The organism is Zhongshania borealis (genome assembly GCF_039539625.1).
Taxonomy (GTDB): domain Bacteria; phylum Pseudomonadota; class Gammaproteobacteria; order Pseudomonadales; family Spongiibacteraceae; genus Spongiibacter; species Spongiibacter borealis.
The window spans coordinates 1-25,530 of record NZ_BAABDM010000015.1 but is presented as its reverse complement, the minus strand read 5'-3'; the positions used below and the strand labels follow the sequence as shown (position 1 = coordinate 25,530).

At 51.5% G+C, this 25,530-nt stretch carries 24 protein-coding genes; 6 read left to right on the top strand and 18 right to left on the bottom strand.

Annotated elements, in window-relative coordinates:
* Window positions 1–18: 18 nt before the first annotated feature.
* From panC to dksA, 10 genes are all read right to left on the bottom strand, one after another.
* A complete protein-coding gene (gene panC / locus ABD836_RS19130; protein WP_344939166.1) occupies window positions 19–903 on the bottom strand; it encodes a pantoate--beta-alanine ligase in 885 nt (294 codons plus the stop codon).
* A gap of 267 nt (window positions 904–1,170) precedes the next feature.
* The gene (panB, locus tag ABD836_RS19125) at window positions 1,171–1,962 is read right to left on the bottom strand and encodes a 3-methyl-2-oxobutanoate hydroxymethyltransferase (protein ID WP_344939163.1); all 792 of its coding nucleotides are present in this window, start codon (window positions 1,960–1,962) and stop codon (window positions 1,171–1,173) included.
* Window positions 1,963–1,980: 18 nt separating this feature from the next.
* Window positions 1,981–2,661, bottom strand: a complete 681-nt coding sequence (locus ABD836_RS19120) for a deoxynucleoside kinase (protein ID WP_344939209.1) — start codon at window positions 2,659–2,661, stop codon at window positions 1,981–1,983.
* Entirely contained in the window at window positions 2,639–3,142 is a 504-nt protein-coding gene (folK, locus tag ABD836_RS19115) for a 2-amino-4-hydroxy-6-hydroxymethyldihydropteridine diphosphokinase (RefSeq protein WP_344939161.1), read from the bottom strand. The genes ABD836_RS19120 and folK overlap by 23 nt, the downstream gene beginning before the upstream one ends.
* The gene (gene pcnB, locus ABD836_RS19110; protein ID WP_344939158.1) at window positions 3,139–4,515 is read right to left on the bottom strand and encodes a polynucleotide adenylyltransferase PcnB; all 1,377 of its coding nucleotides are present in this window, start codon (window positions 4,513–4,515) and stop codon (window positions 3,139–3,141) included. Before pcnB ends, folK begins: the two co-directional genes overlap by 4 nt.
* Window positions 4,516–4,885: 370 nt before the next feature.
* The gene (locus ABD836_RS19105) at window positions 4,886–6,346 is read right to left on the bottom strand and encodes a sigma-54-dependent transcriptional regulator (RefSeq protein WP_344939155.1); all 1,461 of its coding nucleotides are present in this window, start codon (window positions 6,344–6,346) and stop codon (window positions 4,886–4,888) included.
* A gap of 77 nt (window positions 6,347–6,423) precedes the next feature.
* Window positions 6,424–9,390, bottom strand: coding sequence for a sensor histidine kinase (locus ABD836_RS19100; RefSeq protein WP_344939152.1), 2,967 nt, complete (start codon window positions 9,388–9,390; stop codon window positions 6,424–6,426).
* The gene (locus ABD836_RS19095) at window positions 9,380–9,556 is read right to left on the bottom strand and encodes a hypothetical protein (RefSeq protein WP_344939150.1); all 177 of its coding nucleotides are present in this window, start codon (window positions 9,554–9,556) and stop codon (window positions 9,380–9,382) included. Before ABD836_RS19095 ends, ABD836_RS19100 begins: the two co-directional genes overlap by 11 nt.
* Window positions 9,557–9,637: 81 nt before the next feature.
* On the bottom strand, window positions 9,638–10,525 hold the full coding sequence (gene gluQRS / locus ABD836_RS19090) for a tRNA glutamyl-Q(34) synthetase GluQRS (protein WP_344939147.1): 888 nt from the start codon (window positions 10,523–10,525) through the stop codon (window positions 9,638–9,640).
* Window positions 10,526–10,560: 35 nt separating this feature from the next.
* Entirely contained in the window at window positions 10,561–10,998 is a 438-nt protein-coding gene (gene dksA / locus ABD836_RS19085; protein WP_344939145.1) for an RNA polymerase-binding protein DksA, read from the bottom strand.
* A 218-nt stretch (window positions 10,999–11,216) separates the two neighbouring features.
* On the opposite strand from dksA, the gene ABD836_RS19080 reads away from it, so the two are divergent.
* Window positions 11,217–12,377 carry a pyridoxal phosphate-dependent aminotransferase gene (locus ABD836_RS19080; protein WP_344939142.1) on the top strand — a complete coding sequence of 387 codons (1,161 nt, stop codon included), beginning with the start codon at window positions 11,217–11,219 and terminating at the stop codon, window positions 12,375–12,377.
* Here the strand turns inward: ABD836_RS19080 and ABD836_RS19075 are convergent.
* Window positions 12,368–12,808: a group III truncated hemoglobin gene (locus tag ABD836_RS19075; RefSeq protein WP_344939139.1), complete on the bottom strand. Its 441-nt coding sequence runs from the start codon at window positions 12,806–12,808 to the stop codon at window positions 12,368–12,370. The genes ABD836_RS19080 and ABD836_RS19075 overlap by 10 nt on opposite strands.
* Window positions 12,809–12,939: 131 nt before the next feature.
* On the opposite strand from ABD836_RS19075, the gene ABD836_RS19070 reads away from it, so the two are divergent.
* On the top strand, window positions 12,940–13,536 hold the full coding sequence (locus ABD836_RS19070; protein WP_344939136.1) for an NUDIX hydrolase: 597 nt from the start codon (window positions 12,940–12,942) through the stop codon (window positions 13,534–13,536).
* Here the strand turns inward: ABD836_RS19070 and ABD836_RS19065 are convergent.
* The 5 genes from ABD836_RS19065 to hemJ form a co-directional block, all read right to left on the bottom strand.
* The gene (locus tag ABD836_RS19065) at window positions 13,528–14,262 is read right to left on the bottom strand and encodes a hypothetical protein (protein ID WP_344939134.1); all 735 of its coding nucleotides are present in this window, start codon (window positions 14,260–14,262) and stop codon (window positions 13,528–13,530) included. The two genes, ABD836_RS19070 and ABD836_RS19065, sit on opposite strands and share 9 nt — an antisense overlap.
* 132 nt (window positions 14,263–14,394) lie before the next feature.
* A complete protein-coding gene (locus tag ABD836_RS19060) occupies window positions 14,395–15,138 on the bottom strand; it encodes a TIGR04219 family outer membrane beta-barrel protein (RefSeq protein ID WP_344939131.1) in 744 nt (247 codons plus the stop codon).
* Window positions 15,139–15,220: 82 nt separating this feature from the next.
* Complete coding sequence (gene hemB, locus ABD836_RS19055; RefSeq protein WP_344939128.1) at window positions 15,221–16,231, bottom strand: porphobilinogen synthase; 1,011 nt, start codon at window positions 16,229–16,231, stop codon at window positions 15,221–15,223.
* Between the two features lie 8 nt (window positions 16,232–16,239).
* Entirely contained in the window at window positions 16,240–17,523 is a 1,284-nt protein-coding gene (hemL, locus tag ABD836_RS19050; RefSeq protein ID WP_344939126.1) for a glutamate-1-semialdehyde 2,1-aminomutase, read from the bottom strand.
* Window positions 17,524–17,596: 73 nt separating this feature from the next.
* A complete protein-coding gene (hemJ, locus tag ABD836_RS19045) occupies window positions 17,597–18,016 on the bottom strand; it encodes a protoporphyrinogen oxidase HemJ (protein ID WP_344939123.1) in 420 nt (139 codons plus the stop codon).
* 172 nt (window positions 18,017–18,188) lie between these two features.
* On the opposite strand from hemJ, the gene ABD836_RS19040 reads away from it, so the two are divergent.
* From ABD836_RS19040 to erpA, 3 genes are all read left to right on the top strand, one after another.
* A complete protein-coding gene (locus tag ABD836_RS19040) occupies window positions 18,189–19,592 on the top strand; it encodes a chloride channel protein (RefSeq protein ID WP_344939120.1) in 1,404 nt (467 codons plus the stop codon).
* A 26-nt stretch (window positions 19,593–19,618) separates the two neighbouring features.
* Window positions 19,619–20,659 (top strand): N-acetyl-gamma-glutamyl-phosphate reductase, encoded by a 1,041-nt coding sequence (gene argC / locus ABD836_RS19035; RefSeq protein WP_344939117.1) that lies wholly within the window; start codon window positions 19,619–19,621, stop codon window positions 20,657–20,659.
* 112 nt (window positions 20,660–20,771) lie between these two features.
* The gene (gene erpA, locus ABD836_RS19030; RefSeq protein WP_344939113.1) at window positions 20,772–21,125 is read left to right on the top strand and encodes an iron-sulfur cluster insertion protein ErpA; all 354 of its coding nucleotides are present in this window, start codon (window positions 20,772–20,774) and stop codon (window positions 21,123–21,125) included.
* A 73-nt stretch (window positions 21,126–21,198) separates the two neighbouring features.
* Here erpA and ABD836_RS19025 read toward each other — a convergent pair whose 3' ends face one another.
* Together ABD836_RS19025 and ABD836_RS19020 are read right to left on the bottom strand one after the other, a co-directional pair.
* Window positions 21,199–22,320 (bottom strand): anhydro-N-acetylmuramic acid kinase, encoded by a 1,122-nt coding sequence (locus ABD836_RS19025; protein WP_344939111.1) that lies wholly within the window; start codon window positions 22,318–22,320, stop codon window positions 21,199–21,201.
* A complete protein-coding gene (locus ABD836_RS19020) occupies window positions 22,320–23,666 on the bottom strand; it encodes a peptidoglycan DD-metalloendopeptidase family protein (protein ID WP_344939108.1) in 1,347 nt (448 codons plus the stop codon). The genes ABD836_RS19025 and ABD836_RS19020 overlap by 1 nt, the downstream gene beginning before the upstream one ends.
* A 244-nt stretch (window positions 23,667–23,910) precedes the next feature.
* On the opposite strand from ABD836_RS19020, the gene tyrS reads away from it, so the two are divergent.
* Window positions 23,911–25,212: a tyrosine--tRNA ligase gene (gene tyrS, locus ABD836_RS19015; RefSeq protein WP_344939105.1), complete on the top strand. Its 1,302-nt coding sequence runs from the start codon at window positions 23,911–23,913 to the stop codon at window positions 25,210–25,212.
* Window positions 25,213–25,530 lie beyond the last annotated feature (318 nt).

Below are 25,530 nucleotides of genomic sequence, written 5' to 3'. Positions count from 1 at the left end.
TCTTCGGTCTTCGCTGGCTTAATTAGCTGCCAGCATTCCCCAGTCGGCGCTGGAGTTAACGTTCAGGGTGACGTTGTCAATTAGGCGGGTGGAGCCAAGTTTGGCCGCCGCCAGAATAACAACTTCTTCGGTGTCCGCTGTTGCCGGACGCAGGGTACGGGTATCGCAGATATTGAAGTAATCCGCCTTTAGGCCGGCCTGATTAAGGCTGCTTCGAGCGTGCTGCTCCAGTTTGCAATAGCTGTCATAGCCGCAGGCAATTGCCTCGCGACACTCCTGTAATACTCTGTGTAAAACGGGCGCAATCTGCCGATGCTCGGCACTGAGATAGCCGTTGCGCGAACTTAGTGCTAAGCCATCTGCCGCGCGGGCGGTAGCTACACCGACAACGTCGATTGGCATGCACAAATCGCGAACCATTTTACGGATTACGCTGAGCTGCTGGAAATCCTTTTCCCCAAACACCGCAGTGTCGGGCTGAACGATATTGAAAAGCTTGGCGACAACGGTAGCGACACCGGTGAAATGCCCGGGTCGGCTTGCGCCGCAGTGCTCGTCAGACAGTTCAGGCACAGAAATTTTACTGTGGCTGTCCATACCCTCTGGGTAGATTTCTTCTACCTGGGGCAAGAATAAATACTGCGCGCCTTCGGCAAACAATTTCTCTTTGTCGGCTGCGAGGGTACGCGGGTAGTTACTCAGGTCTTCGTTGGCACCGAACTGCAATGGGTTGACAAAAATACTGACAACCACAATATCGGCATATTGGCGTGCTCGACGGACTAAGCGCAGGTGACCTTCGTGCAGATTGCCCATAGTTGGGACAAATGCAACGGTCTTTCCAGCGCGTCGTTCCGTATTTAGAGCGGCCCTTAAGGCAGCGGTTGTGCTATACGTTTTCATACCCCTAACTTCCCAATCTCATACTTCGCCTGCTGCGAAGGTAGTTTGCTGTGAAGTCAGTCCGCGCACACCGCGGGCTGGCGACCAAAACACTGGCGATAAGGCCTTTAAAAACAGAAAAGATTGCTCACAATCTGATCAGTTTGGCCAGTGGCGGGCAAGTATGCCCCAATCGGAATGGCCGTTCAATGCTTTGGTAACAAAAAATTCACTACTTTGTTACCTTGTAAAATGTTCCCCGAGGTAACAGTTTACACCTTTTTCTTGCTAGTCAAAACTGTGCTCATCGGCAGGGAAGCTGCCGTTTACCACTGCATCGTTGTATCGGCCGAGGGCGTCGGCAATGCTACTGCTACCCTCGGCAAAATTGCGGACAAAGCGTGCGGTTTTCTCGGTGATGCCGAGGAGGTCGTGAAGGACTAATACTTGAGCGTCGGTTTCATTGCCCGCGCCAATGCCGATCACTGGGATTTTTAGTGCGCTAGTGATCTCTGCAGCGAGTTTGCGGGGTACGCACTCCAGTACCAGCAGCGCGGCGCCGGCGGCCTCTAGGGCAAGGGCGTCATCAAGAATCGCTTTCGCTTGGCTGTCTTCGCGACCTTGGATTCGGTAGCCGCCGAGGACATTTACCGACTGTGGGGTTAAGCCGAGGTGTCCGCAGACCGGAATGCCGGCGCGATTGAGTTGGCGAATGCTGTCGCAAAGCCAGCTGCCACCCTCAAGCTTGACCATGTGAGCGCCAGAGCGCATTAAGCTCGTTGCATTGTTAAGGCACTGCTCAGTGGTGTTATAGCTGCCAAAAGGCATGTCGCTAATAATCACCGGGCGATGGCAGCCGCGACTGACGCAGGCGGTGTGATAAGCCATATCGCTGACGGCCACCGGCAGGGTGGAATCGTGGCCCTGCAATACCATGCCTAGCGAATCGCCCACCAAGATGGCGTCAATACCGGCTTTTTCTACTAGCTGGGCAAAGCTGGCGTCATAGCAGGTGACCATGGCAAATTTTTGCTGGTTTTGCTTTTTGGCTAGCAAGCTGAGGATGTTGACCTTACTCATAGCGCGCCTCGTTGGGGCTTAAAAAAAAGTGGGGTTAAAATAATGGCGACCGCTGCGAATTTCCAGCAGATATTGTAATAACTGTTCATATTGCTGGTCATTGTGGGCAAAGTCGATTTCGCTGGCATTAATGATTAGCAGCGGCGAATCTTGATAGGTGTGAAAATACTCGCTGTAGGCGCCGTTAATTTTCTCCAGATAGTCGGCGTCGATACCGCGTTCAAATTCAACGCCACGCTGCTGGATGCGGTCCCGCAATACTTTAACTGGTGCTTGCAAATAGATCACTAAGTCTGGCGTTGGCACGTCGACTTGTACTTGTTCGTAAACCTTGTTGTATAGGTCTAACTCATTGCTATCTAAAGTTATTTTTGCAAATAGCGGGTCTTTTTGGAAGACAAAATCAGCAACATGGGTTTGCTCAAACAGGTCGCTCTGACGTAAATCGCTGAGCTGTTGGGCGCGCTGAAACAAAAAGAATAACTGGGCCGACAAGGCCGCATGGCGCTGATTGGCGTAGAACCGCTCTAAAAAGGGGTTGTCCTCGGCCTTTTCTAATAGCTGATGGAAGTTGAGTGATTCCGCTAGGCGCCGCGCTAAAGTGGTTTTGCCCACGCCAATTGGCCCTTCTACGGCAATAAAGCGTGGCGGGCGCTGTAAATTGATAATGGGCTCGTTAAGCAGATTGTGATTGGTCATTGTCATTTAAAACCCAGAGGTCGTCGGTATCCTTGAATGTGGCGCTATTGATGCCGCCGAATTTGGACTGTAGCAATTTTACCGGTGCAATATCGGCCAGTGGCCGCAAGACAAAGTCCCGTTGGTGCATGCGAGGGTGGGGGACGCAGAGGGTGTCGGTATTAATGGTCGACTCACCGTAAAGCAGTAAATCTAAATCAAGGGTGCGTGGACCCCAGCGCACGTCACGGCGGCGTTGGTGCTGACCCTCAATGCTCTGCAAGGCGGTGAGTAGTTGCTCGGCCGTTAATGTGGTGTCGATGGCGGCGACAGCATTCACATAATTGTCTTGCCGGCCGGGGCCAACGGCAATGGACCCGTAGAAGCGTGAGCAGTTCACTAGCGTGGTGTCGGCCAAACTCCTAAGCGCCGCGAGGGCGGACAGTAGTTGCTCGCGGGGTTTGCCAAGATTGCTGCCGAGAGCGATATAGCAGCGAATCATCTTGGTTTGCGTGGTCCACGTCGGCGGCGCGGCGCTCGCGGTTTGTCACCGGCGGGAACTTGGCTAAGCATGGCGCCGCGGGTATCGACGTGTGCTTCTTGGAAGGCCAGCCACCACTGACCGAGTCCGGCTTCAATTTCACCGGCTTGTTCACGCAATAGCAAAAAGTCGAAACCAGCTCGGAAGTAGCGGTGTTCCAGTAGCTGCTCGGGGCGTTTGCCGGAGCGGCGTGTTAACCGGCATTGGAGTTCCCAAATATCGCGCATGGGCAGGGAAAACCGCTTGGGTATCGCCACGGTTTGCTGTTGCTTGTGGAGAACGCGTTCAGCGGCTTGGTGCAAGGCGGCAATTTCAGGGGTGCCGGAGTCCATTATTTCTTTATGTAAATGCTTAACTACCGGCCACAAAATTACAGCGTAAATAAAGGCTGGGGTGACGGGTTTGCCATCTGCAATGCGAATATCGGTGTTAATTAAACCCTGCTTTATGATTTCTTCTGCTGCCGGTTCGCGTTGGTTGAGCATTTTCTGAGTGGCGGGGAATAGCGGTGAAAATAAGCCGTAGCGTTGCATCAATGCATATGTGTGTAGGCCTTGGCCGGACATGAACAGCTTGATGACCTCGTCAAACATTCTTGCTGCTGGAATATCGCAGAGCAGAGTGGCGAGGCGCTTCAGTGGCTCTTCGCTATGTTTTTCAATGTCAAAGTCGAGTTTGGCGGCAAAGCGAACTACCCGTAACATTCGTACCGGGTCTTCGCGGTAGCGCGTTTCTGGGTCGCCAATAATGCGAATAAGTTTGTTGTTAAGGTCTTCTATGCCGCCAACAAAATCATAAACACAGAAGTCGCGGCTGGAATAATATAAGGCGTTAATCGTGAGGTCGCGGCGTGCGGCATCGTCATCGATTGAGCCATAGACGTTGTCGCGGGTCAGCATGCCGGATTCAGTCTGAGCAGAATGCTTATTGCGCTGGGGGTTGTTGGCCGGCGCGCTGTGGTTGCCGCGAAAGGTGGTGACTTCGATAATCTCCCGGCCAAAGCGCACATGGACAATGCGAAAGCGTCGGCCAATGATGCGACTGTTTCGAAACGCATGGCGAACCTGCTCAGGTGTTGCGTCCGTGGCAATATCGAAATCTTTAGGTCGGCCGCCAAGAAGTAGGTCGCGAACGCCGCCGCCAACGAGGTAGGCTTCAAAGCCTTCGTCGTTCAGTCGGCGTATAACTTTTAATGCAGCGTCACTAATGTTTCGGCGTGACACATTGTGGTGATCGCGAGGAATAATGGCCACTTGATTGGAAGTGCCTTGACGAGTTTTGGAAAATTTGCCGGTTAGCTTTTTCCAAAGCCCGGTAACGGAGCTTGATGTCATTGAGTTTGAAGGTCGGCCGTTGGTTTGAATGGCAGTATTCTAGCACAGGGCTATAGAATGTGCGGAAAATGCGAATGAGGAATTTTTGAGGGTTTTAAAATGAAGAAGGGGAAAACAATGTCTTCCCCACCCAGGTCTCTTTGCTGTTGTATTATTATTATTGTTTATCTTTTCTTATTATTATTTTGTTTTCTTATTGTTGTTTGTGCCTAAAGAGAGCATATGCCGTGCCAGGTTTGTAAATTCTATGTATTTCAGCTACTTAGGTATTTACCCTGTTGTGGAAAGCCCTTACATATTTATGGATCGTTACCGTAGTAAACGCCATTTGTTACATTCCGTTGGGTGAGGTAACGATGTGCCCGGTTCATTATACGCCGCTTCTGGCGCTGACTTTTTTACGTGGAATGCCTAAACGCTGACGGCGCTCCCAAAGGCATTTACGGCTGACCCCCAGTTTTTGCGCTAACTCGGTTTCGCTCATTGAGTCCTGATGCTCTAAGACAAAGCGCTGGAAATAGTCTTCGAGGGATAAGTCCTCGCTAGGATCGTTAGCGTGATTCGCTTTGCTCCGGCTATCTTTGCGCTCGTTGCTGCTATTGTTGTTGACGCTACTGGGCCGGTTGTTGAACTCGTTGTTGCGGCCGCGGATCTGGGCTATATCGACGAGCTCTAGATCAATATCGAGCAATTCATTGTCTATTTCTTTGCGGTCACAGAGGATGACAGCGCGCTCAATGGCATTCTCCAGCTCACGGATATTACCGGGCCAAATATAGGTGGTAATCGCTTGTATTGCTTTGGGGCTGAAGTGCATCAACGGTTTTTTCATTTTGCCGCAGCGATTTTTCAGCAGGGCTTCAGCAAGCTCAAGTATATCTTTACCGCGCTCGCGTAGTGGCGGTAACTCTAACTTCATAACATTGATGCGATAGAAAAGGTCTTCGCGAAATTCACCGGCGTGTGCCATTTCTTTAAGATCGCGGTGGGTTGCGCAAATAAGTCGAACGTTGACCTTGCTCGATTCAACTGAGCCGATGCGGCGAATCTCGTCTTCTTGGATAAAACGCAGCAAGCGGGCCTGCGCTTCAAGTGGCAATTCGCCAATTTCGTCGAGGAATAAGGTGCCGCCGTCGGCTGCTTCGATTAAACCGATGCGGCTGGTATTTGCGCCGGTAAACGCGCCTTTTTCATAGCCGAATAGCTCAGACTCAATGAGCGTTTCCGGGATGGCCGCGCAGTTCACGCAAATAATAGCCTTGTTGGCTCTGGTGCTCTGATTGTGTATTGCTCTAGCCACAAGCTCTTTCCCGGTGCCGGTTTCGCCGTGGACCAGAATGGTGGCGTCAGTGGGTGCGGCCCTGCGAATATGATCGTAGAGCTGCTGCATGGCTTTGCAGCTGCCGATCATGCCGTTGGCGTCAGCTATTTGTTTGCGTTGGCTGCTGTTGGGCTCTGGAGCACTGCTTGCTTGGTTGTCTTGCGCACTATTGGCGATGATGCGCTCAACGGTCTCGAGCATTTCGTCGTGGTCAAAGGGCTTGGCAATATAGTCGATAGCCCCTTTTTTCATGGAGTCGACGGCGGACTTGAGGCTGGCGTAGCTGGTCATGATGAGCACCGGCGCCTCGGTTTTGCTAATCAGGTCGGTACCAGGCGCGCCGGGTAGGCGCAAGTCGCTGATGATTAAGTCGTAATCATTAACTTGGAATGTGCTAAGGGCTTTTTGGACAGAGTCGGCCTCGTCCACCTGATAGTCATTGCGTTCCAATAAGCGGCGCAGTGCTAGACGGATAACGTCTTCGTCTTCGACTAAAAGGATTTTGGGCATATTTGTCTCCGATGCTGCTTACAGGCAATGCGTCGATTTATGTAGCCGAACAACATAACGCGATCGGCCAATTATTTCTAGAGCACCTCGGCTGGAATTAGCCGGAGGTGAATGTGAATTCGGGTGCCGGTGCTATTTAATTCTGCGACCGGACTTTCAATACTTATATCACCGCCGAGGTCGCTAATGATGTTGTACACCAGCGCGAGGCCGAGGCCGGTGCCTTTGCCTGGTTCCTTGGTGGTGAAGAAGGGTTCAAAAATTTGATCCAACACCTTGGCGTCGATACCGGTGCCCTGATCGGTAACCGTGATGTGGGCATTATCATTGTCGTTGCTGGCATCTACGGTGATAACGCCGTTTTCCGGGCTGGCATCGCGGGCATTGGAGAGCAGATTGATAAACACCTGCATTAGGCGTTGATTGTCGCCAGCAACAATCAGCGTTTCTGGGCAGTGGTTGTGGTAACGGATGTGCCTTGCTTCTGGGTCGAGGCTTAGTAGTTGAACAGCTTCGCTGACACAGCCGTGAATGGATACCGCTTCGGAGGCTTGGCTTGGGTCTTGGCGGCCGGTGTGCGCAAAGTTGACCAGGCTGTGAACAATGCTGCTGATGCGTTGGGTTTGTTTCACTATTTGCGACGCCGCTTCTAGGGTATTGGGATTGTCGCTTTCATAGCGCAAGTTTTGGGCTAGGCAGGCGATACCGGTAACAGGGTTGCCGATTTCGTGGGCAACACCGGCAGCGAGGCGGCCAATCGACGCAAGTCGCTCTTGGTGGGTGAGCTCATGTTCGAGTAATTGGGTGTCGGTGATGTCTTCAAGCACCACAATTAATTCGTCGCGGCCAAGCATCTGGGATTCAGTGCGGTGTAAATTGAGCCAGCGCATGCCTTTGTCTGTTTCGATGCTAAATTTACTGCGGTGCAGGTCACTGCTGGCCAAAAAGCTTTGCAGGCAGCTTGCCCAAGGTTCGGGCAAACCTGCTAAGCGTGAGCCGGTAACCGTATTCGCGTCAATGTGCGTAATGTCGGCCATGGACATATTCCACAGTAAAATCTCCTGGTCGCGTCCTAATGCGCATACGCCGATGGGTAGGTCTTCCAGAGTTTGGCGATGGTAGCGGCGCAAGCTGTCTAAGTCGGCGGCCAAGCCGGTGAGATGGGTTTGATAGAGTTCAAGCCGCTCTTCGATATAGGTAATGTCTTCACTGTCACCCATGACATTATCGGTATAAGGCAGGGCGCGATCGATAACGCGACGGGCGCTAGAAGGGCCGATCAGTGACGACAAATTGATTTCAATGCGGTCGCGAATTCGTCGCAGGGCATAAGGTCTGGTTTCGAGCTCATTCATTTGCAGCTCATCCAGTGCGCGTTTGAATTCTTGGGCGGCGGCGCGGTCGCCTAGCGCGTCTTGGAGGTGCAGTTTAATTTCGCCTGCGTGTTGTAAGTTCAAGGCCTGACGACTCGGGCGATTGAGATCGTCAATGGTGCAGGCTTCTGCTGCTCGACGCTCTTCCGGTGATGTTTCGCTGAATAGTGAAATCACGATAAACACAATGCCGTTTAGTGCTAGGGAGATACTGGTTACCACTACCCAGAATTGATTTTTCTCGACTGGGTAGATGTAAAGTTGTTCTAAAAAGCTGGGGTGGACTCCGCTAAACATGGGGAGGATTAGGCCGATCAGCCAAATCGAAAACCCAATACATAAGCCGCTGATAAAGCCTTTGCGATTCGCCCGGGGCCAGTAGAGTACAGCGAGGACGCCGGGTAAAAATTGAGCACATCCACTCGCCGAGGTCATCGCCAAGTGGGTAAGGTTTTGTGTCTCGCCAATCAATTCATAAAATACAAAGCCAATAAGAATAATCACGCAAATTAGCAATTGCCGGGTTGTTAGCAGCCAGCGATAAATGTCTGTGCCGCGGTCGTTTGAGCCTTTTGGACGCAGTACCGGCAGAACTAAATGATTCAGGCACATCGTTGCCAGTGCCAGCGTGGTGATGATGATAGCGCCACCGGCTGCAGAAAGCCCGCCGAGATAAAGCAGCACTGAGAGCCACGGTTTGTCCATCTCGAGGGACAGCCCTAGCGCATAATAGTCGGCTGGCAGCGCTAGTCCTTGCGCGCTTCCCGCCCAGAGTATGGGCAGAATTGGTAGGCTCATTAGCAATAAAAATAAGGGGAGGCCCCAGCTCGCGGTCCCGAGGTTTTTGGCGCTGGAATTTTCGGAGAACAGCATATGAAAAACATGGGGCATACAAACCGCGGCCGCAAAAAACATAATCAACATTAAGCGACTGCTGTCGGCAGGTTGGGGTTTGTTGAGTGCTTCTAATATAGCGGGCTTACTGTCCAGCCATATTTGCAGGCCGTCAAAGCCATTAAAGACGGCATAGGTACTCATAATGCCAGCCAGCAATAGGCCAAATAATTTAATTAATGATTCAAATGCGAGTGCGGTAACAATGCCGCGATGACTGTCTTTGGAAGTGAGGGTGCGTGAGCCGAATAAAATGGTGAATATCGCAATAACGACACAAAACAAAAGGGCGATGAGGCGTCGCTGGCCGCCGTTCTCGGTAGCTATTGCGTGGCCCAAACTTAATATTAGCGTTGATTCTGAAACGGTCTGAATTTGAATGGCGAGCAGCGGCCATACCGCAATGGCTGTAAAGAGGGTGACGAGCGCGCCTACCCATGAGCTGCGAAAGCGAAAGCTAAGCAAGTCAGCGAGTGAATTAAGACGATAGCTCTTACAGATTTGATAGATTGGTAGTAGCAGAATAGGCAGTAAAACCATGGCTGCGGAAATGCCAATATAGTAGCTGAGAAAGCTATAACCGTAATTCTTGGCGAAGCCCACGGCGCCATAAACCGCAAAGCCGCTTGCATAAATGCCTAGCGATAAGACGTAAGTGGCAGGGTGATTGATGAGCTTGGCGGGGAGAAGTTTGCGTTCGGCAGCGTACGCTATCGCGAAAAGCAGCAGTAAATAGCTGATGCCAATAGCAATTAGGGCGGTGATGCTAAAGGTCATTGCGGCGCTGCTGACGAAGGCTGATATACACAAAGCAAATAACGGCCAGCCAGATTACGTGGTGGCGATACCAGAGGTTGCTGCCCTCATAAAGCCAGCGGCTTAATGTTGGGGCATACACAAAGGCAAAAATTGCTAATAAGAGCAGGGGAGACTGAATTTGCATGGCGACCGAGGCGTGTTCACTGTCAGCACGATGTTACTGGACGCCAGCTAAAACTGCAAAGGATGCCGCTGCGTGCCCCACTTAAAGGCTTTGGTTTATTGCATCGAATTGACGGCGTGCGGGAATGTCTTGCGGGTGCCAGTGTTCAGTAGCCCAAAGCAGAAGATCGGCAACATCATTGATGGTGTCTGGGGGGGGAGTTTGCTGCAAATAGTGCAGCGCTAAGCGGAGATTGGCAAAAGCATATTGGTCGTCGAGCGCTGGGGCAAAACTTTGTTTGCTGAGCTTGTGGCCGTCGTCACCGACAATCACTGGGATATGGCAATAACGAGGTTGCTTGAGTCCAAGGGCGTTTTGTAAATGAATTTGCCAGGCACTGGCATCGAGTAAATCTACGCCGCGAACAATGTCGGTAATTCCCTGTTCGGCGTCGTCAACAACAACGGCAAGTTGGTAGGCGTAGAGGCCGTCTTTTCGTTTTAGCACGGGATCGCCAAGCTCAACCTGCGTGCGGTGCTGGCTGCCTTGGATGCGGTCATTAAAGCCTATAGTTTCATTGGGAACGCGTAGGCGGATCGCGTCGCCATTGGGTGAGCCTGGGTGGGCGCAGGCGCCGATATGCAGACCGTTGGTGGCGGCGAGTTGGCGGCGCGAGCAGCCGCAGTAATAGGCTAAGTTTTTGTTGAGGAGTTGCTGCAGGTAAGTGTCGTAGGCAGCGCTGCGCGCGCTTTGCCAGAAAATGTCGCCGTCCCATGTCATGCCGTGGTTAAGTAAGCTATTAGTAATTTGTTGGGCAGCACCCGCTTGCTCGCGGGGCGGGTCGATATCTTCCATGCGCAGCAGCCATTGACCGCGGTTGGCGCGGGCGTCTAAGTAACTAGCCAAAGCGGTAACGAGTGAGCCGATATGCAGGGGCCCACTGGGGGACGGTGCAAACCGACCTCTGTAATTGCTATCGAGGGAGGGCATTTGGGGTGTTGCGGGCGGCTTGCCGCCCGACAGGGCTAGCCGCGTTCTTGGCGCTCTTTGATTTCATCAAGGGTTTTGCAGTCTATGCACAGCGTTGCCGTTGGGCGTGCTTCTAAACGCTTAATGCCGATGTCAACGCCGCAGGTGCTGCAGTAGCCGTAGTCATCTTCATCGATCAGATTAATGGTCGAGTCAATTTTCTTGATCAGCTTACGTTCGCGGTCGCGAGTTCGGAGTTCAAGGCTGAACTCTTCTTCTTGGGTGGCGCGATCAGCTGGATCAGGGAAATTGGCTGCTTCGTCTTTCATATGGCTCACAGTGCGATCCACTTCTTCCATTAATTCTGCTTTCCAGGCCAGCAGAATTTGGCGGAAGTGTTCCCGCTGCTTTTCGTTCATATACGTTTCGCCCTTTTTCTCTACATAAGGGACGAAAGTTTTTAAATTCTCAGGTGTGCTCTGTTGTGCAGGCATGGTTGGCCCTCTTCTTTACAAGCCGGTAACCGCAAACCGCGGACATGCGCGGCGACGCTGTGCCGCCAAATCGGCAAAACTACCAGATATGGCCCGGCTGCGCCACACGAAATTACGCATTAAGGCCGGAACTGAACATTTCATTACCCTGTTGTGACGATGTTAAGCCCGAAAGGATAGCGTTACACTCTTGTTTTTGAATGTTAGGAAGTGTCTTGGTGAGTAAATCTTTTGCGCGTCGTTTAGCGGATATTGAGCCCTTTCGTGTGGTCGAGGTGTTAACCCGGGCCAAAGCATTGGCGGCGGCTGGCCGAGATATTATCCATATGGAAGCCGGTGAGCCCGACTTTAGCAGCGCCGAGCCAATCATTCGCGCAGCGAAGGCCTCGCTTGACCGGGGCGAGACGAGTTATACGCCGGCAGCCGGAATTCAAGCTTTGCGCGAGGCAATTGCCAATTACTATAAACAGGATTATGGGCTGGATATTGCACCGGAACGCATCATGATTACGCCGGGTGCATCTGGCGCGCTGCTTTTGCTGGCGGGTTTATTGATAAATCCCGGTGATGGCATGTTAATGACGGATCCGGGTTACCCCTGTAACCGCCATTTTTTGCGTCTTGTTGAGGGTGAGGGGCAACTAGTGCCAGTGGGGCCAGAGGATCGTTTCCAACTCAGTGCCGAGAAAGCTGAACAGCACTGGCGGCCAAATACCAAGGGTATTATGGTTGCCTCGCCAGCGAATCCCAGTGGTGAAATTCTCACCGCCGCGCAGCTGCGAGATCTACACAGCCTGTGCGAGCGCAAAGAAGGTTACTTGATTGTTGACGAAATTTACCACGGACTGAATTACGGTGTAGAGGCGCCAAGTATCTTGTCGATTACTGATCAAGCGTTTGTGATCAATAGTTTTTCAAAATACTTTGGCATGACCGGTTGGCGTTTGGGTTGGTTGGTGGCGCCCCCTGAGGCGGTACCTGAGCTTGAGAAGTTGGCGCAGAATCTGTTTATCTCCATGTCGACCATGGGGCAGCACGCCGCGCTGGCCGCATTTGCGCCAGAAACGCGTCTTATCCTTAATGAGCGTAGAGATGAATTTGCGCGCCGCCGGGATTATTTGCTGCCCGAACTCAGAGACCTTGGTTTTGAAATTCCTAACTGCCCAGACGGCGCCTTGTATCTCTATGCGGGCATTAAACGCTTTAAAATGAGTAGCTCGGAATTTTGTCGCATGCTGCTGGAGGAGCACGGCATCGCCATTACCCCAGGTGAAGACTTTGGCCGGTACGGGGCGGATGAGCATGTGCGATTTGCCTATACCACCAGCATGGCGCGTTTGGCCGAGGGTGTGGCGCGCTTGCGTAAAATTTACGGTTGAGGTTTGTTGTAGATTTGTACCCCGGGCTCACCGCTAATGTCCTCTGCGCGTTCGGCGAGCGCCGTGGCCATGGATTGAGCTATCGCCTTGGCGCGTTGTTTCATGGCGTCGCAGCGTGGGCCGCAGAATAAGCTATCGATGCTTGTATTGAGTAAATACAGCCAGCGCTGAAAATGATGTGCACTAAGGGCTGCGCGCTGGTGAATCTCCTGGTGACGCTTAAATAATTCGCCTTGATATACGCGTTCAGAGAGCAATTGCTGTACCCAAAAATCAGTGACTTTCGGTAGGTGCTGTGTAAGGGAGAAGCTCATAATATCGGTAAAATAAAAACCGATAATATCGTCGCTGAGTACTTGAGCATAAAAATGTTCGAGCAATGTTTCTATATCGCGGCGATGGCGGATGTCGTGTTTGCTATTGTGAGTCATATATTGCAACTATACGAAGCGCGGTTGGTCTTGGGGTATTATGGTTTGCGTAATAATCTTAGCACGGCTGGGCTGCGAGGCCGTTTTATAATAATCAGCACATTCTGCTAGGCACAATAAGGGAGTAGGCATTGGAAAAAACAAGCGACGAAGCGCTTGCTCTGCAGCAAATCATTACGCGATTAGATGGCTTTAAACCTCGTCAGCGCTGGTGGCGGCGCTGGGTAAAGCGTTCGGCGGTGGCGCTAATATTGCGCGAGCAGGGCGACCATATTGAAGTGCTTATGATTAAGCGTGCAGACCGCGAGGGCGATCCGTGGTCTGGGCATATGGCGTTTCCTGGTGGTCGCATGGATCGGCAAGACGTGACCGGATTGCGCACCGCAACGCGCGAAACCGAAGAAGAGACCGGTATTTATTTAGACAAGGCGGGGCACTGTATTGGGCGTTTGTCCGATATTGTCAGTCGGCCGCATTCTGGTCGCCAGCCTATGGTGGTCACGCCTTATGTCTTTCGTTTGCATACTGCCGTGAGTATTGAACCCAATCATGAAGTTGCCGAGGCAGTGTGGGTGCCTATGCGGTTTCTGATGAATTATGAAAATCGTGAGTCGATGGTTTGGCGGCGCGGTAAAATACACCTGACACTGCCGTGCTACTTTTACGGTAAGCGGCGTATTTGGGGGATGTCACTTAAAATGCTCGACGAGCTTTTGGGCTTAATCTAAATCATTAACGCTGGGCTCGGCGATAGTCTCCTGCGGCTTTTCTGCGGGTAAGCCCGAGCGTAAGTTGGGCCGCACTGGGCCGAATTGCTCGTCACTCTCTTGCTCGGGTTCCGGGAGCAAATTGCGCTGATCTTCCCATAAGAAAATCTTGGTTTCATTGAGTAATTTACGCGCCTCACTTTGGGGGCGGGCCGCTTCTGCAAGCGCCTCGTCTGGCAGTATTTTTTGAAGCCAAGCTTGAAATACCGGCATAATAACCGGGGTTTTCTTGGGGTCTAGGTACTGCCACCGCGAGCCGCCGAGAATATTGCCTGACACCCGGGCTTCGTTAACTGCTAGCCAATAAACACCGCAGCTCGACAGGCTAAAATCATCCTGGCGGCCGAAGCTGATGTTAGCTTTGAAGGGGTTAAAGGCATCTTCTGGCGGATTGTCGATGCGCTTCAGCGCCATTATCCACTGGCTGCCGGGGGGGAACTCTGAGGCTTCCGGCCGGCATAAATTGTCTTTTTTGCCCCAAATTCGAATTTGCTCGCGGTATTCGCTGCCTTGAATAACTTCATTGATACTTAAATCAAAGCCATTGCCCTGACTGCGCTCGACCTTCCCGTAGACAACAAGATCAGCATCACTATAAACCGCCTTAAACGGCCCCTGCCAAAGGCATTCACAGGCGAGGGTGGTCGTACTATAGAGTAAGCTAATAATGACGAGGGCGATTCTCAATGGTTTTCCTCGGGGTTGTTTGGTCGGTGATTCAGCGGCTAATCATATACTGCATGAATGGGTGTTTTGAATGGTTCCAATAAAAAAGGGTGCAGCCAACGCTGCACCCTTGCGGTCTTGCTCGTTCGGTATTTAGATGTCGATTACTACACCAAGAAAGTAACCGTCAACGGTAACGTTGGCTTCTTCGTTGTCGTCTTCAAGCTGGACGTCAAAGTTGCGGTAACCTAATTCTATGCCGACAACACCGTACTCGTAGCCTAGCGCAACGGTCATGTCAGTCACTTTATTGTCGCCGTAGGCAATGACGTTGCCGAGGCCGGATGCGTAAAAGCCCGTCAGCGGTAATTCAAAGCGGGCATTTACATAGGCCATAGGCAGTGGAGCGTCGATTTCGATCGAGCCTTCATCGGTAGTGGTTTGATTTTTAATACGGACTTCGCCGTCGAACATGCGCACGGTCAAGCCGATATCGAGGTTTACCCAGTTATCGAGAATTTCATAGTAAAAAGTACCGTCAGTGTGGCTTAGATCTGTTGTAGAGTCGACGGTGTTTGTGGTGACGTAGCCTTTCCCGTCGTAGGTAAAGCTGCGCGATAGTGTGCTAGTTTCCGATATGTCTAAGGAAGTGTGCTGTAAGCGAATATTTGGCAACACTGGAACCGGGTGCTCAAGAGCAACATAAAAACTTTTGCCAGTCTCGTCGTCGTAGCCAAGATCATCATTCATGTCGATACTGTCTGAACCGGCTTTTACGTCGCCGTCCCAGCTCTGTTTCCACATATAAGCGCCGGCGGTCGCGCCGACGATATCGGCTTGGCTGCTTACGGATGCGCTCGCGGCAAGTATTGCCAATGCGATTATTCTTTTTTGCATGTCTTATCCCCAGAAAATTGTTTATCTAATGTATTAATCCGCGTTGTCTTAACCATAGTGCCTGTCTGTGACAGGGTAAATACTAGTTATTCAGTAATAATGCCATGTCTTTGGCAAAATACGTCAGGATGCCGTCAGCGCCCGCGCGTTTAAACGCGAGCAGTGACTCGGCCATAACGGCGTTTTTGTCTAGCCAGCCATTTTGAAACGCGGCGCAGTGCATGGCGTATTCGCCGCTTACTTGGTAGGCGTATGTAGGCACTGCGAGCTCGTCTTTGACGCGACGAATGATGTCTAGATAAGGCATGCCCGGTTTTACCATGATCATGTCTGCGCCTTCGGCGAGGTCGAGTGCGCACTCGTGTAGTGCTTCGTCACTATTGGCCGGATCCATTTGGTAATTGTATTTATTACCGCTACCGAGATTGCCCGCTGAGCCTACGGCGTCACGAAATGGGCCGTAGTAAGCTGAGGCGTATTTGGCCGCATAGCTAAGAATGCAGGTGTTGATGTGGCCGTTGCTCTCTAGGGTTTGGCGAATGGCGCCGATGCGGCCATCCATCATGTCTGAAGGCGCGACGATATCGGCGCCGGCATTGGCTTGCGCCTCAGCTTGCTTGCATAAGGTCTCCACGGTGCGGTCGTTGAGTACGTATCCGCTGGCGTCAATAATGCCGTCTTGGCCGTGGGTGGTGTAAGGGTCGAGCGCTACGTCTGTGATAATGCCAAGTTCGGGTACTGCGTCTTTAATTGCTTTGACGGCCCGTTGCGCAAGGCCATCTGGGTTGTAGGCCTCTTCTGCAAAGAGCGATTTTTTATCGGCGCCAACCACTGGAAATAAGGCGATGGCAGGTATACCTAATGAGGCAAGATGTTTCGCCTCGGCTGTAAGCAGATCGATACTTAAGCGTTCTATACCGGGCATTGAACCGACGGTTTGCCGCTCGTTGCTGCCTTCGCAAACAAACATCGGGTAAATTAAGTCGTTCACGCTAAGTTGGTTTTCACGCATTAGGCGGCGTGAGAAATCGTTGGCCCGCAGGCGGCGCATGCGAGTGGCTGGAAATGCGCCGCGGTGTAGTGACTTACTCATAATGGCTCTCAATTCAAATTGGCAAAAACGCGCTCGGCAATATCGAGGGTGTCGGCGATGTCGGTGTCGGTGTGGGCAGCCGATAAAAAGCCAGCCTCGTAAGAAGCGGGTGCAAGATACACGCCGCCTTCGAGCATGCCATGGAAGAAGCGGTTAAAACGCTCGATATCGCAGGCCATAACTTGCTGATAATTGGTGACGTGCTTGGCGTCGGTAAAAAATACGCCGAACATCGTGCCGACATGGTTGCTGGTCATGGCAATACCGGCAGCGGCGGCGCGTTCGCGCAGGCCCTCGACTAATTTGTCAGTTTGTTTGAATAGTGGCTCGTAAAAGCCTGCTTTTTCAATGTGTTCTAGCATGCATAGGCCGGCAGCCATAGCGATAGGATTGCCAGATAAGGTCCCTGCTTGGTACACCGGGCCGCTTGGGGCGATGCAACTCATGATTTCGCGCTTGCCGCCAAACGCGGCAACCGGCATGCCGCCGCCAATCACTTTGCCGAGGCAGGTGATGTCGGCGGTGACGCCGTAATAACCTTGCGCGCCGTGTAGGCCAAGTCGGAAGCCGGTCATTACTTCGTCGATAATTAGTACGCTACCGCTTTGGTCGCAGCATTCGCGCAGGCATTCTAAGAAGCCGGGGATGGGGGGGACACAATTCATATTGCCCGCGACGGGTTCAACGATGATGCACGCGACTTGCTCGCCAAATTCTTTAAAGGCCGCTTTTACGCCTTCAATGTCGTTGTAGGTCAGGGTGACGGTATGTTCGGCGAGTGCTGCGGGCACACCCGGCGAGCTGGGTACGCCAAAGGTGAGCGCGCCTGATCCTGCTTTAATTAGCAGGGAATCTGAGTGACCGTGGTAACAGCCTTCAAATTTGATGATTTTGTCGCGACCGGTATAGCCACGAGCCAAACGAATAGCGCTCATGGTAGCTTCGGTACCAGAGTTCACCATACGAACCATGTCCATGCCGGGCATGATGCCGCAAAGTTTGGCGGCAAGCTGGGTTTCGATTTCGGTGGGGGCGCCAAAGCTCAAGCCTTTTTGTAGTTGCTCGGTGACTCTGGCAATTATGTCTGGGTGAGCGTGGCCGAGTAGCATTGGCCCCCAAGAGAGGACGTAGTCGATATATTTTTTGCCGTCGACATCAAAGAGGTAGGGGCCTTTGGCGTGATCGATAAACCGTGGCGTGCCGCCGACGGCTTTAAAGGCTCTAACTGGGCTGTTAACACCGCCTGGAATAAATTGACGGGCGACTTCAAATAACTGTTCTGAGTTGCTCATAAAAGGCTTCTTGTAATAAATAAAACGGAATTCGGCGATTAATAACTGACATTATCTCGCGCTAGGGGCCGGCTTAAAAGGGTTTCAGTACGGCGAGTAGCACAATGGCGAACAATGCGAAAACGGGAGCTTCGTTAAACCAGCGATAAAATACATGTTGGCGCTGATTTTGGTCGTTGGCAAAGATTCTGACTAGGTGACCACAGTACAGATGGTAGGCGATTAGCCCTGCGACAAAAGCGAGTTTAAGCTGCAGCCACCCAGCATGCAGGTAGTAGCTAGGTTGCTGGTAAATCATTAATAGGCCAAACACCACGGTTAATATCGCAAAGGGGCTAACAAAGCGATAGAGCTTGCGCTCCATAATTTTCAGTTGATCCCGGGTGGCTTGATCGTCGCTCATTGCGTGGTAAACAAATAGTCTAGGCAGGTAAAAAATGCCGGCAAACCAGCAGATAAGGGCAATGATATGAAAGGCTTTAAGCCAGAGCATTGGGCAGGATCCTGTTTGGGTGGCAAAATTACACTGGGTGGCGCTGGGTGTGCCAAGGGAATTAGCATACAATATCCCTTGGCCAAATGCGGCCCGCCGCAGTTTTTTTTCGTACTGATTTTCATTCTGGGTATTCGTTTTCGCTCTACTGCCTTTGCAGGCTCGCTAATATATGACCACCAACCGGAAACACACCCGAACTGCTCGCAGGCTTCGTCTGTGGTGGCTGCTGGGTAATCGTCACACTCGCCGTCAGTTGGGCACTATTGAAGACTGGAAAACCCGCGGGGTCTTTTGGGTGGGCGCGTTAACAGTGGGCTTGGTCATTCAAAGTTTCGCGTGGTTGTCAGAAGAAAGCTATGGCTTGACCGAGGCCATTTTTGCTTATAACCCCTATTTGTTTTTAATTATCACGCCATTGGGGTTGGCGGCAATTGTGTGGGTGATGAATAAAGGCGGTAAAGCTTCACGGGGGAGTGGTATTCCTCAGGTATTGCTTGCTCATAAGCAAAATTATCACTGGCTGCGCGCGCCGTTTTTATCGCTGCGCGTCGCGATTCTTAAGGTTTTGCTAACCTGTGCCGGTTTATTGGTTGGCGCGACAGTAGGGCGAGAAGGTCCTAGTGTGCATGTTGGCGCGGCAATCATGTATAAGTTTGGTTGCTGGGCAAAGTTGAAACAGCGCCAAGTTGAAAGCAGTTTGATTGTCGCTGGCGGTGCCGCTGGGGTGTCGGCCGCTTTTAATGCGCCGCTGGCGGGTATTGTTTTTGCCATTGAGGAATTGCAGCAGTCCATGGAGGCGCGTACTTCGGGCACCTTTATTATGGCTATCATCCTGTCGGGGGTGGTGGTTTTGGCTTTTGCTGGGCATTACAGTTACTTCGGGGTGCCCGAGGTCAGCGCCATGCCATTTGCTTACTACCCGTATATTATTGGCGTGAGTGTGGCCTGTGGCTTATTGGGTGGTTTATTCGGGGTGCTTTTGGTGCAGGGCAATCGGGCAATGGCACCTATTGTTCAGAAATGGCCGTTGCGGGTTGCCTTGGTCATTGGCCTGTTGTTGGCGGTGATGGCTATTTTGTCTGGCGGTTTGACCATGGGGAGTGGTTATGTAGAGGCTAAGGCCTTGCTGGCAGGCGAAGACGAGGCGACCTGGCTCACTGCCGTTGGCAAAATGATGGCGACCTTATTGACCTATTTTAGCGGTATTCCCGGCGGTATTTTTTCGCCAAGCTTGGCTGCTGGTGCGGAACTGGGCTCAGCCATGGGCACATTTTTTCCTCAGGTACCGCCTGTCTCCTTAATTTTGGTTGGTATGGCGAGTTACTTTGCCGGTGTCGTGCAGCGGCCTATTACCGCCTTTGTGATTGTGCTGGAGTTGACGGGCAATAATCACGATATACTACCCGTCTTAATGGTAAGTGCATTGACGGCAACGGCGGTGTCTAAATTAATAATGCCGGAACCGGTTTATCATGTTCTGGCTAAGGATTTACTGCGTGGCTGGGAGCATTTGCTGCGGGACAAAGAAGAGCAGTCGGCCGTTCGAACAGACGAGCCCCAAGCCATTAAATAGCATTGCGTGAGTGAAGGAGAGTTTAGGTGTTAAAAGTCGGAATTGTAGGTGGTACAGGTTATACCGGCGTTGAGTTGCTGCGTTTGTTGTCGACCCACGCGGAGGCTGAGGTTGTGATGATCACGTCTCGCGCCGAAGAAGGTGTTGGGGTTGATGAGTTGTTTCCGAGTTTGCGCGGGGCGATGGACTTGCGGTTTTCAACGCCTGATGTGAAATCACTTGCGACCTGTGATGTGGTGTTTTTTGCTACGCCGCACAATGTGGCCATGAATATGGTGCCGGAACTGCTGGCGGCGGGTACCCGTATTATTGATTTGTCAGCGGATTTCCGTATTACGGATGCTGATTTGTGGTCTAAGTGGTACCACGAAAAGCATGTTTGTCCTGACGTGCTAGCGACCGCGGTTTACGGTTTGCCGGAGCGCAACCTTGAGAAAATCCGCAATGCTAAGTTAATCGCCTGTCCTGGCTGTTACCCCACGGCAGTGCAGTTGGGTTTAATTCCTTTGCTTGAAGAAAAACTAGTTGATCCCAGCCGTTTGATTGTTAGCGCCGCATCTGGGGTAAGTGGCGCCGGGCGCCAAGCCAAGATCGACAATTTGTTTACTGAATTGTCAGAAAGCTTTAAGGCCTATGGCGTGGGTGGCCATCGTCATTTGCCAGAAATTGAACAAGAATTGGCGCTCGCCGCAAAAGGTCCTGTTGGTTTAACCTTTACGCCTCATTTGCTGCCACAGGTGCGCGGTATACATGCCACCATGTATGCCGAGATGTTGGATCCGGCGGTGCCCTTGGATGAAGTGCAGTTTTTGTTTGAAAAGCGTTACGCAGATGCGCCATTTGTTGATGTGATGCCATTAGGCAGTACGCCACAGACGCGCACTGTGCGGGGCAGTAATATGTGCCGGATTGCTCTGCATAGACCCCAGAATAGAGACACTATTGTGGTGTTGTCAGCGATCGACAACCTCGTGAAAGGGGCTTCTGGTCAGGCGATACAGAATATGAATCTCATGTTTGGATTGCCTGAAACTATGGGTTTGCAAGGCCTGGCGTTAATGCCCTAGGCAATTTGCTAAGAACAGACAGTGACGGTTAATTCTTGACTGAATTAGTCGGGAATTGGATAATCACTCTATATACGATGCCAAGCGGCGTCGTTGGTTTGTGAGGTGGACTATGTCTGCAGTTGAACAATTTACCCCCACGGTACTGAGCTTGACGGATCGAGCTGTGGCGAAGGTGAAAAATTTAGTGGCCGAAGAGGCTAATGACGATCTGAAATTGCGTGTTTTTGTAACAGGCGGAGGCTGCTCGGGTTTTCAGTATGGCTTCACTTTTGATGAGCTAGCAGAAGAAGACGATACTTTGGTCGAAAAGGACGGCGTTATTGTGTTGGTCGATCCGCTTAGTTATCAGTATATTGACGGAGCTCAACTCGATTACACCGAAGGTTTGGAAGGCTCGCGCTTTGTGGTGAGCAACCCTAACGCCAGCACTACTTGCGGTTGTGGCTCTTCGTTCTCAGTCTAAATCTTTTCTGTGCGAAGCTTGGTTCGGGCTTCGCCAGTACTAATCCATTATTTTATTTGAGCGACGTTTTACGCTAGCGCGGATAGACTGCGCCTAAAATTCGTGGACCTTTTGCGCCAGTCGCAGCAGGCACATTGCCGGGTAAGCCAAAAAGGCTTTGCTTTGCCAGCCAAGCAAAAGCGGCGGCTTCTACCCAGTCGGGGTGAATACCTAATATTTCTGTCGTCGCTACTTTCTGATTCGGTAATAGCGCCTGAATTCGCGAACAGAGTCCAATATTAGCGCTGCCGCCTCCGCAGATGAAAACCTCAGAGCCCGCTGTGCTGTATTGTTTGATCGCGTCAGAAATGCTGCACGCCGTCAGTTCAAGCAGTGTTGCCTGGACATCCGCAGGGCGAATGTTGTTGTTAGATTCTAGGGTTGCTAGTAGTTGCGCTAAGTTAAATTGTTCGCGGCCAGTGCTTTTCGGGCCAACGACGGCGTAATAGGGGTCTTTAAGCAAGGTTGCTAGCAGTACCGGGTTCGCTCTGCCGCTTTGCGCCCATTCGCCGTCGCGATCAAAGCTTAGTCCTTGGCAGTGCATAATCCAGCTATCCATTAAAACATTGCCGGGGCCGGTGTCGAAGCCGAGTACCTCGCCGTCGGTTTTGATTAGGCTTATGTTTGCCATGCCGCCGATGTTTACAATCGCGCGCTCGTGGCCTGCTTGGCCAAATGCGGCGGCGTGAAATGCAGGAACCAAGGGGGCGCCTTGGCCTCCAGCTGCAATATCGCGGCGCCGAAAGTCTGCAACGGTCGTGATATCGGTGATTTCAGTAATGGTATTTGGATCGCCGATTTGTAGAGTAAAGGCTTTGTCGGCGGTGCGTTGCTTGTCTGGGGGGCGATGGCGAATGGTTTGGCCGTGACTGCCGATGGCGGTGATGTCCGCAGTTTGTGTTTTTGCAGCCCGGCACAGGTCGAGGGCGGCGTGGGCAAACAGCTCGCCTAGTTCGCGGTCGAGCTGGCCCATGAGTTCAATTTCGGCTGTCGTGCCATTACACAGTTTAAGTATTTGGGTTTTGAGTGATGAGGGTAATGTTGTCGAGAGGCTGTGTACTAGCTCGATGTGGTCATTGTCGATACTGATAAGCGCGGCATCGACAGCGTCCAAGCTAGTACCTGACATTAGTCCGATATAGAGTTGTTTTCTCATTAACCTGCGCCAGTGCCGGTGTAATTACGCTGTGCAGCATAGGTTCTGAGTTGCAACTGCATGCCCGCAATTTGCGCTTTAAACTCCGGCATTGCCCCAGCGGCCACTTTCTTAGGCGCGGGTAGTTGTTTGACGATTGTTGCCGGGTTGCGGTGTACGCCGTTGAGCAGAAATTCGTAATGCAGGTGGGGGCCAGTCGCATAACCAGTGGAACCAACCCAGCCAATGGTTTCTCGTTGTCGAACTCGATCGCCTTTGGAAACTGCGCGTTTGTGTAGGTGTAAATATTTAGTCATATAGGCTTCGCCGTGTTTAATAAACACGTAGTTGCCATTCGCTTTTGAATATCCGGCGGCGGCAACGCGCCCATCACCGGCAGCGTAAACAGGTGTGCCACGGGGTGCGGCGTAATCGACGCCGCGATGTGGTCGCACTGTTTTGAATACAGGGTGCAAACGCTTGGGATTAAAGCCGGAGCTGATTCGGGTAAAGTCCAGTGGTGCGCGCAAGAAGGCTTTGCGCATGCTTTCGCCAGCTTCCGAGAAGTAGTCTACTTCGCCTTGCTTGTTGATGTAGCGGTAGGCCTCAAAAGATTTGCCGCGGTTAAAGTACTGGGCGGCTAGAATTTGCCCACTGCTCAATAGTTCGCCGTTTAAATACAGTTCTTCATAAATGACAATGAAAAAGTCGTCTTTGCGCACATCGTAAACAAAGTCTAAAACGCCACCAAAGATATTCGCGAGCTCCATAATAATGCCTTGGCTTACGCCTGCATCCTGAGCTGCTCTATATAATGAGGACGTAATCGTTGCGCTGGCTACGCGCTGGCGAATTTCGGGTGTTTCGGTCATTTTGGTGGTGGTGAAGCCGGTAACGCCGCGCTCGAAGATGATGCTGTTTAGTTTGTCGACTTGAAAGCTCATGGCATCGAGCTGGCCGTTGTCGCTAATTTTGAACGACAGCTTTTGCCCTGGCTTGATTTTGTTTAGCTCTTTCGCTTTGCTGGAGCTGCTCAATAATTCGTGAAGGTCTTGGGGGGTAAGATTTGCACGGCTGAATATGGCGGAGAGTGAATCGCCATTTTCGACGGGGATTTCTTTCCAGCTTTGCTCAATGGCAACCGGGGGCTCTTCCGGTGCGCTAACGCTTTCGCTGATCCGGCTTGGTGTAAGCTCAAGGTCGAGTGGTATGGCCGTGCGTTTGGCTTCGGCATTTTCACCGGGCAATAGAAGAAGCGTCAGGCCGAGGGCGATAAGCGTTGACGCCGCCAGTGCTAAATGGCGACGGGGAAATTTGCCTGCAGGTGGTTTGCGCATGGCATGCCGTTTGGGAATCCAATTCTGCATAGTTTTGCTACTTCATACCTTGCTGGTGGTTTTTGTTGAGTATAACAAATGTACACTGCGGCTAAAGCCCGTATAAACCGAAAGTTAATGTAGATTCTAGCTTGTGGGCGGTGGCCTGTCAGCTTTTCCTGGTTTGCATTTCAGTTTGGTTGTTGTATCTTGCCGCCTTCTCAATCAGTTTTCACATATTGCAGGCACCGTATTGGCGGATGAATGCGCATTCTTATTGATAAAGGTCGACGGTATGACAGCGGTAAATGCAGAATTGCTCACTGAATTAGAGGCTCGTGGTTTGGTGGCGCAAATGACTGGCGAGAATGGTTTGTCAGAATATCTGTCGGGCGAAATGCGTACCCTTTATTGCGGCTTCGACCCCACTGCGGATAGTCTTCATATTGGTCACTTGGTGCCCTTGTTGGCATTGCGACGCTTTCAGCAGGCGGGGCATAAGCCTATTGCCTTGGTTGGTGGTGCGACTGGCTTAATTGGCGATCCAAGCTTTAAAGCACAAGAGCGTCAGCTCAATACGCCTGATATTGTGGCCAGTTGGGCGGATAGGTTAAAAAGCCAGGTATCACGCTTTATTGATTTTGATAGCGGCGAGAATGCAGCGGAAGTCGCCAACAACCTAGATTGGTTTGGCCAAATGTCAGCGCTGGAGTTTCTGCGTGATGTTGGTAAGCATTTTACCATTAATAATATGATCGCCAAGGAGTCTGTTAAGCAGCGCCTTAATAGAGAGGGTTCGGGAATCTCTTTTACCGAGTTCAGTTATTCTTTATTGCAGGGCATGGATTTTTCCGAGCTCTATAAGCGCAATGGCTGCACCTTGCAGTTGGGTGGGTCGGATCAGTGGGGAAATATTATTGCGGGGGTGGATCTTGCTCGTCGCCAGCATGGCGTTGCTGTTCATGGTTTAACAATGCCTTTAGTAACCAAATCAGATGGTACTAAATTTGGTAAAACTGAATCGGGTACGGTTTGGCTCGATCCCGATAAAACCTCTCCGTATGCCTTTTACCAATTTTGGCTTGGGACGGCGGATGCCGATGTGTATAAATTCCTTCGCTACTTTACTTTTTTGTCACTGGCTGAAATTGATGCAATTGAGCAGGCTGATAAAGCGGCGGGGCGTCCTGGTGCGCAGCGTATTCTGGCGGAGCAGATGACGAGTCTTATTCATGGCCAGGAAGAATTGGCTGGCGCGCAGCGGATAACTGAAGCCTTGTTCTCGGGTGACTTGGCTGAATTGTCGGCGAGTGATCTTGCTCAGCTTCAGTTGGATGGCTTGCCTACGGCTGAGTTGGGGCGGGGTGAGTTGGTTGACCGGCCGCTTACGCAGTTGTTGGCTGACATTGGTATGGGGGCGGGCAAGCAAATTAAAGACGCCTTGGGTCGCAATGCTGTGCAGGTGAACGGAACTGCGGTGGGCTTAGCTGGTAATATGGCGGCTGAATCCGTCTTTGCCGCTGGCAATGCTTTGTTTGGAAAGTACTATGTTATCAAGCTAGGTAAAAAGAAGTATCAGATGCTGGTCTTTAAATGATCAGTTTACGCTGATAACAGCATGATATTTGTACATATTGTGCGTTTAATGTACTTCTTTGTTAGTAATTCAAAATGATTTCATAAGTATGTTGACTCCTAATGTGGCGTGTCTATAATGCGCCTCCTCAACTGCTGAGGCGGACTTCATCGAGGTGCGGGACGCGATTTGTTTAAGCAGTTGGGGTGGTGAGAAAGTTTAAAAAACTACTTGCTACCGAGGCTAAGATCTATATAATACGCCTCCTCGCTTAAGGACAAGAACTTAAGCGGACATCAAAGCCCCGGCGGTTTTGAGCTATTTAACAAGACGAGATTA

Excerpts from the sequence above, each read along its gene's own strand:
- hemJ (WP_344939123.1), bottom strand. The coding sequence starts at position 18,016 with ATGCTCTGGCTTAAAGCCTTTCATATCATTGCCCTTATCTGCTGGTTT.
- ABD836_RS19025 (WP_344939111.1), bottom strand. The coding sequence starts at position 22,320 with ATGAGAAAACAACTCTATATCGGACTAATGTCAGGTACTAGCTTGGAC.
- ABD836_RS19075 (WP_344939139.1), bottom strand. The coding sequence starts at position 12,808 with ATGACTCACAATAGCAAACACGACATCCGCCATCGCCGCGATATAGAA.
- folK (WP_344939161.1), bottom strand. The coding sequence starts at position 3,142 with ATGATTCGCTGCTATATCGCTCTCGGCAGCAATCTTGGCAAACCCCGC.
- panB (WP_344939163.1), bottom strand. The coding sequence starts at position 1,962 with ATGAGTAAGGTCAACATCCTCAGCTTGCTAGCCAAAAAGCAAAACCAG.
- hemL (WP_344939126.1), bottom strand. The coding sequence starts at position 17,523 with ATGAGCAACTCAGAACAGTTATTTGAAGTCGCCCGTCAATTTATTCCA.
- ABD836_RS19120 (WP_344939209.1), bottom strand. The coding sequence starts at position 2,661 with ATGACCAATCACAATCTGCTTAACGAGCCCATTATCAATTTACAGCGC.
- ABD836_RS19060 (WP_344939131.1), bottom strand. The coding sequence starts at position 15,138 with ATGCAAAAAAGAATAATCGCATTGGCAATACTTGCCGCGAGCGCATCC.
- ABD836_RS19100 (WP_344939152.1), bottom strand. The coding sequence starts at position 9,390 with ATGACCTTTAGCATCACCGCCCTAATTGCTATTGGCATCAGCTATTTA.
- ABD836_RS19105 (WP_344939155.1), bottom strand. The coding sequence starts at position 6,346 with ATGCCCAAAATCCTTTTAGTCGAAGACGAAGACGTTATCCGTCTAGCA.
- ABD836_RS19020 (WP_344939108.1), bottom strand. The coding sequence starts at position 23,666 with ATGCAGAATTGGATTCCCAAACGGCATGCCATGCGCAAACCACCTGCA.
- panC (WP_344939166.1), bottom strand. The coding sequence starts at position 903 with ATGAAAACGTATAGCACAACCGCTGCCTTAAGGGCCGCTCTAAATACG.
- hemB (WP_344939128.1), bottom strand. The coding sequence starts at position 16,231 with ATGAGTAAGTCACTACACCGCGGCGCATTTCCAGCCACTCGCATGCGC.
- ABD836_RS19040 (WP_344939120.1), top strand. The coding sequence starts at position 18,189 with ATGACCACCAACCGGAAACACACCCGAACTGCTCGCAGGCTTCGTCTG.
- erpA (WP_344939113.1), top strand. The coding sequence starts at position 20,772 with ATGTCTGCAGTTGAACAATTTACCCCCACGGTACTGAGCTTGACGGAT.
- tyrS (WP_344939105.1), top strand. The coding sequence starts at position 23,911 with ATGACAGCGGTAAATGCAGAATTGCTCACTGAATTAGAGGCTCGTGGT.
- gluQRS (WP_344939147.1), bottom strand. The coding sequence starts at position 10,525 with ATGCCCTCCCTCGATAGCAATTACAGAGGTCGGTTTGCACCGTCCCCC.
- pcnB (WP_344939158.1), bottom strand. The coding sequence starts at position 4,515 with ATGACATCAAGCTCCGTTACCGGGCTTTGGAAAAAGCTAACCGGCAAA.
- ABD836_RS19095 (WP_344939150.1), bottom strand. The coding sequence starts at position 9,556 with ATGCAAATTCAGTCTCCCCTGCTCTTATTAGCAATTTTTGCCTTTGTG.
- dksA (WP_344939145.1), bottom strand. The coding sequence starts at position 10,998 with ATGCCTGCACAACAGAGCACACCTGAGAATTTAAAAACTTTCGTCCCT.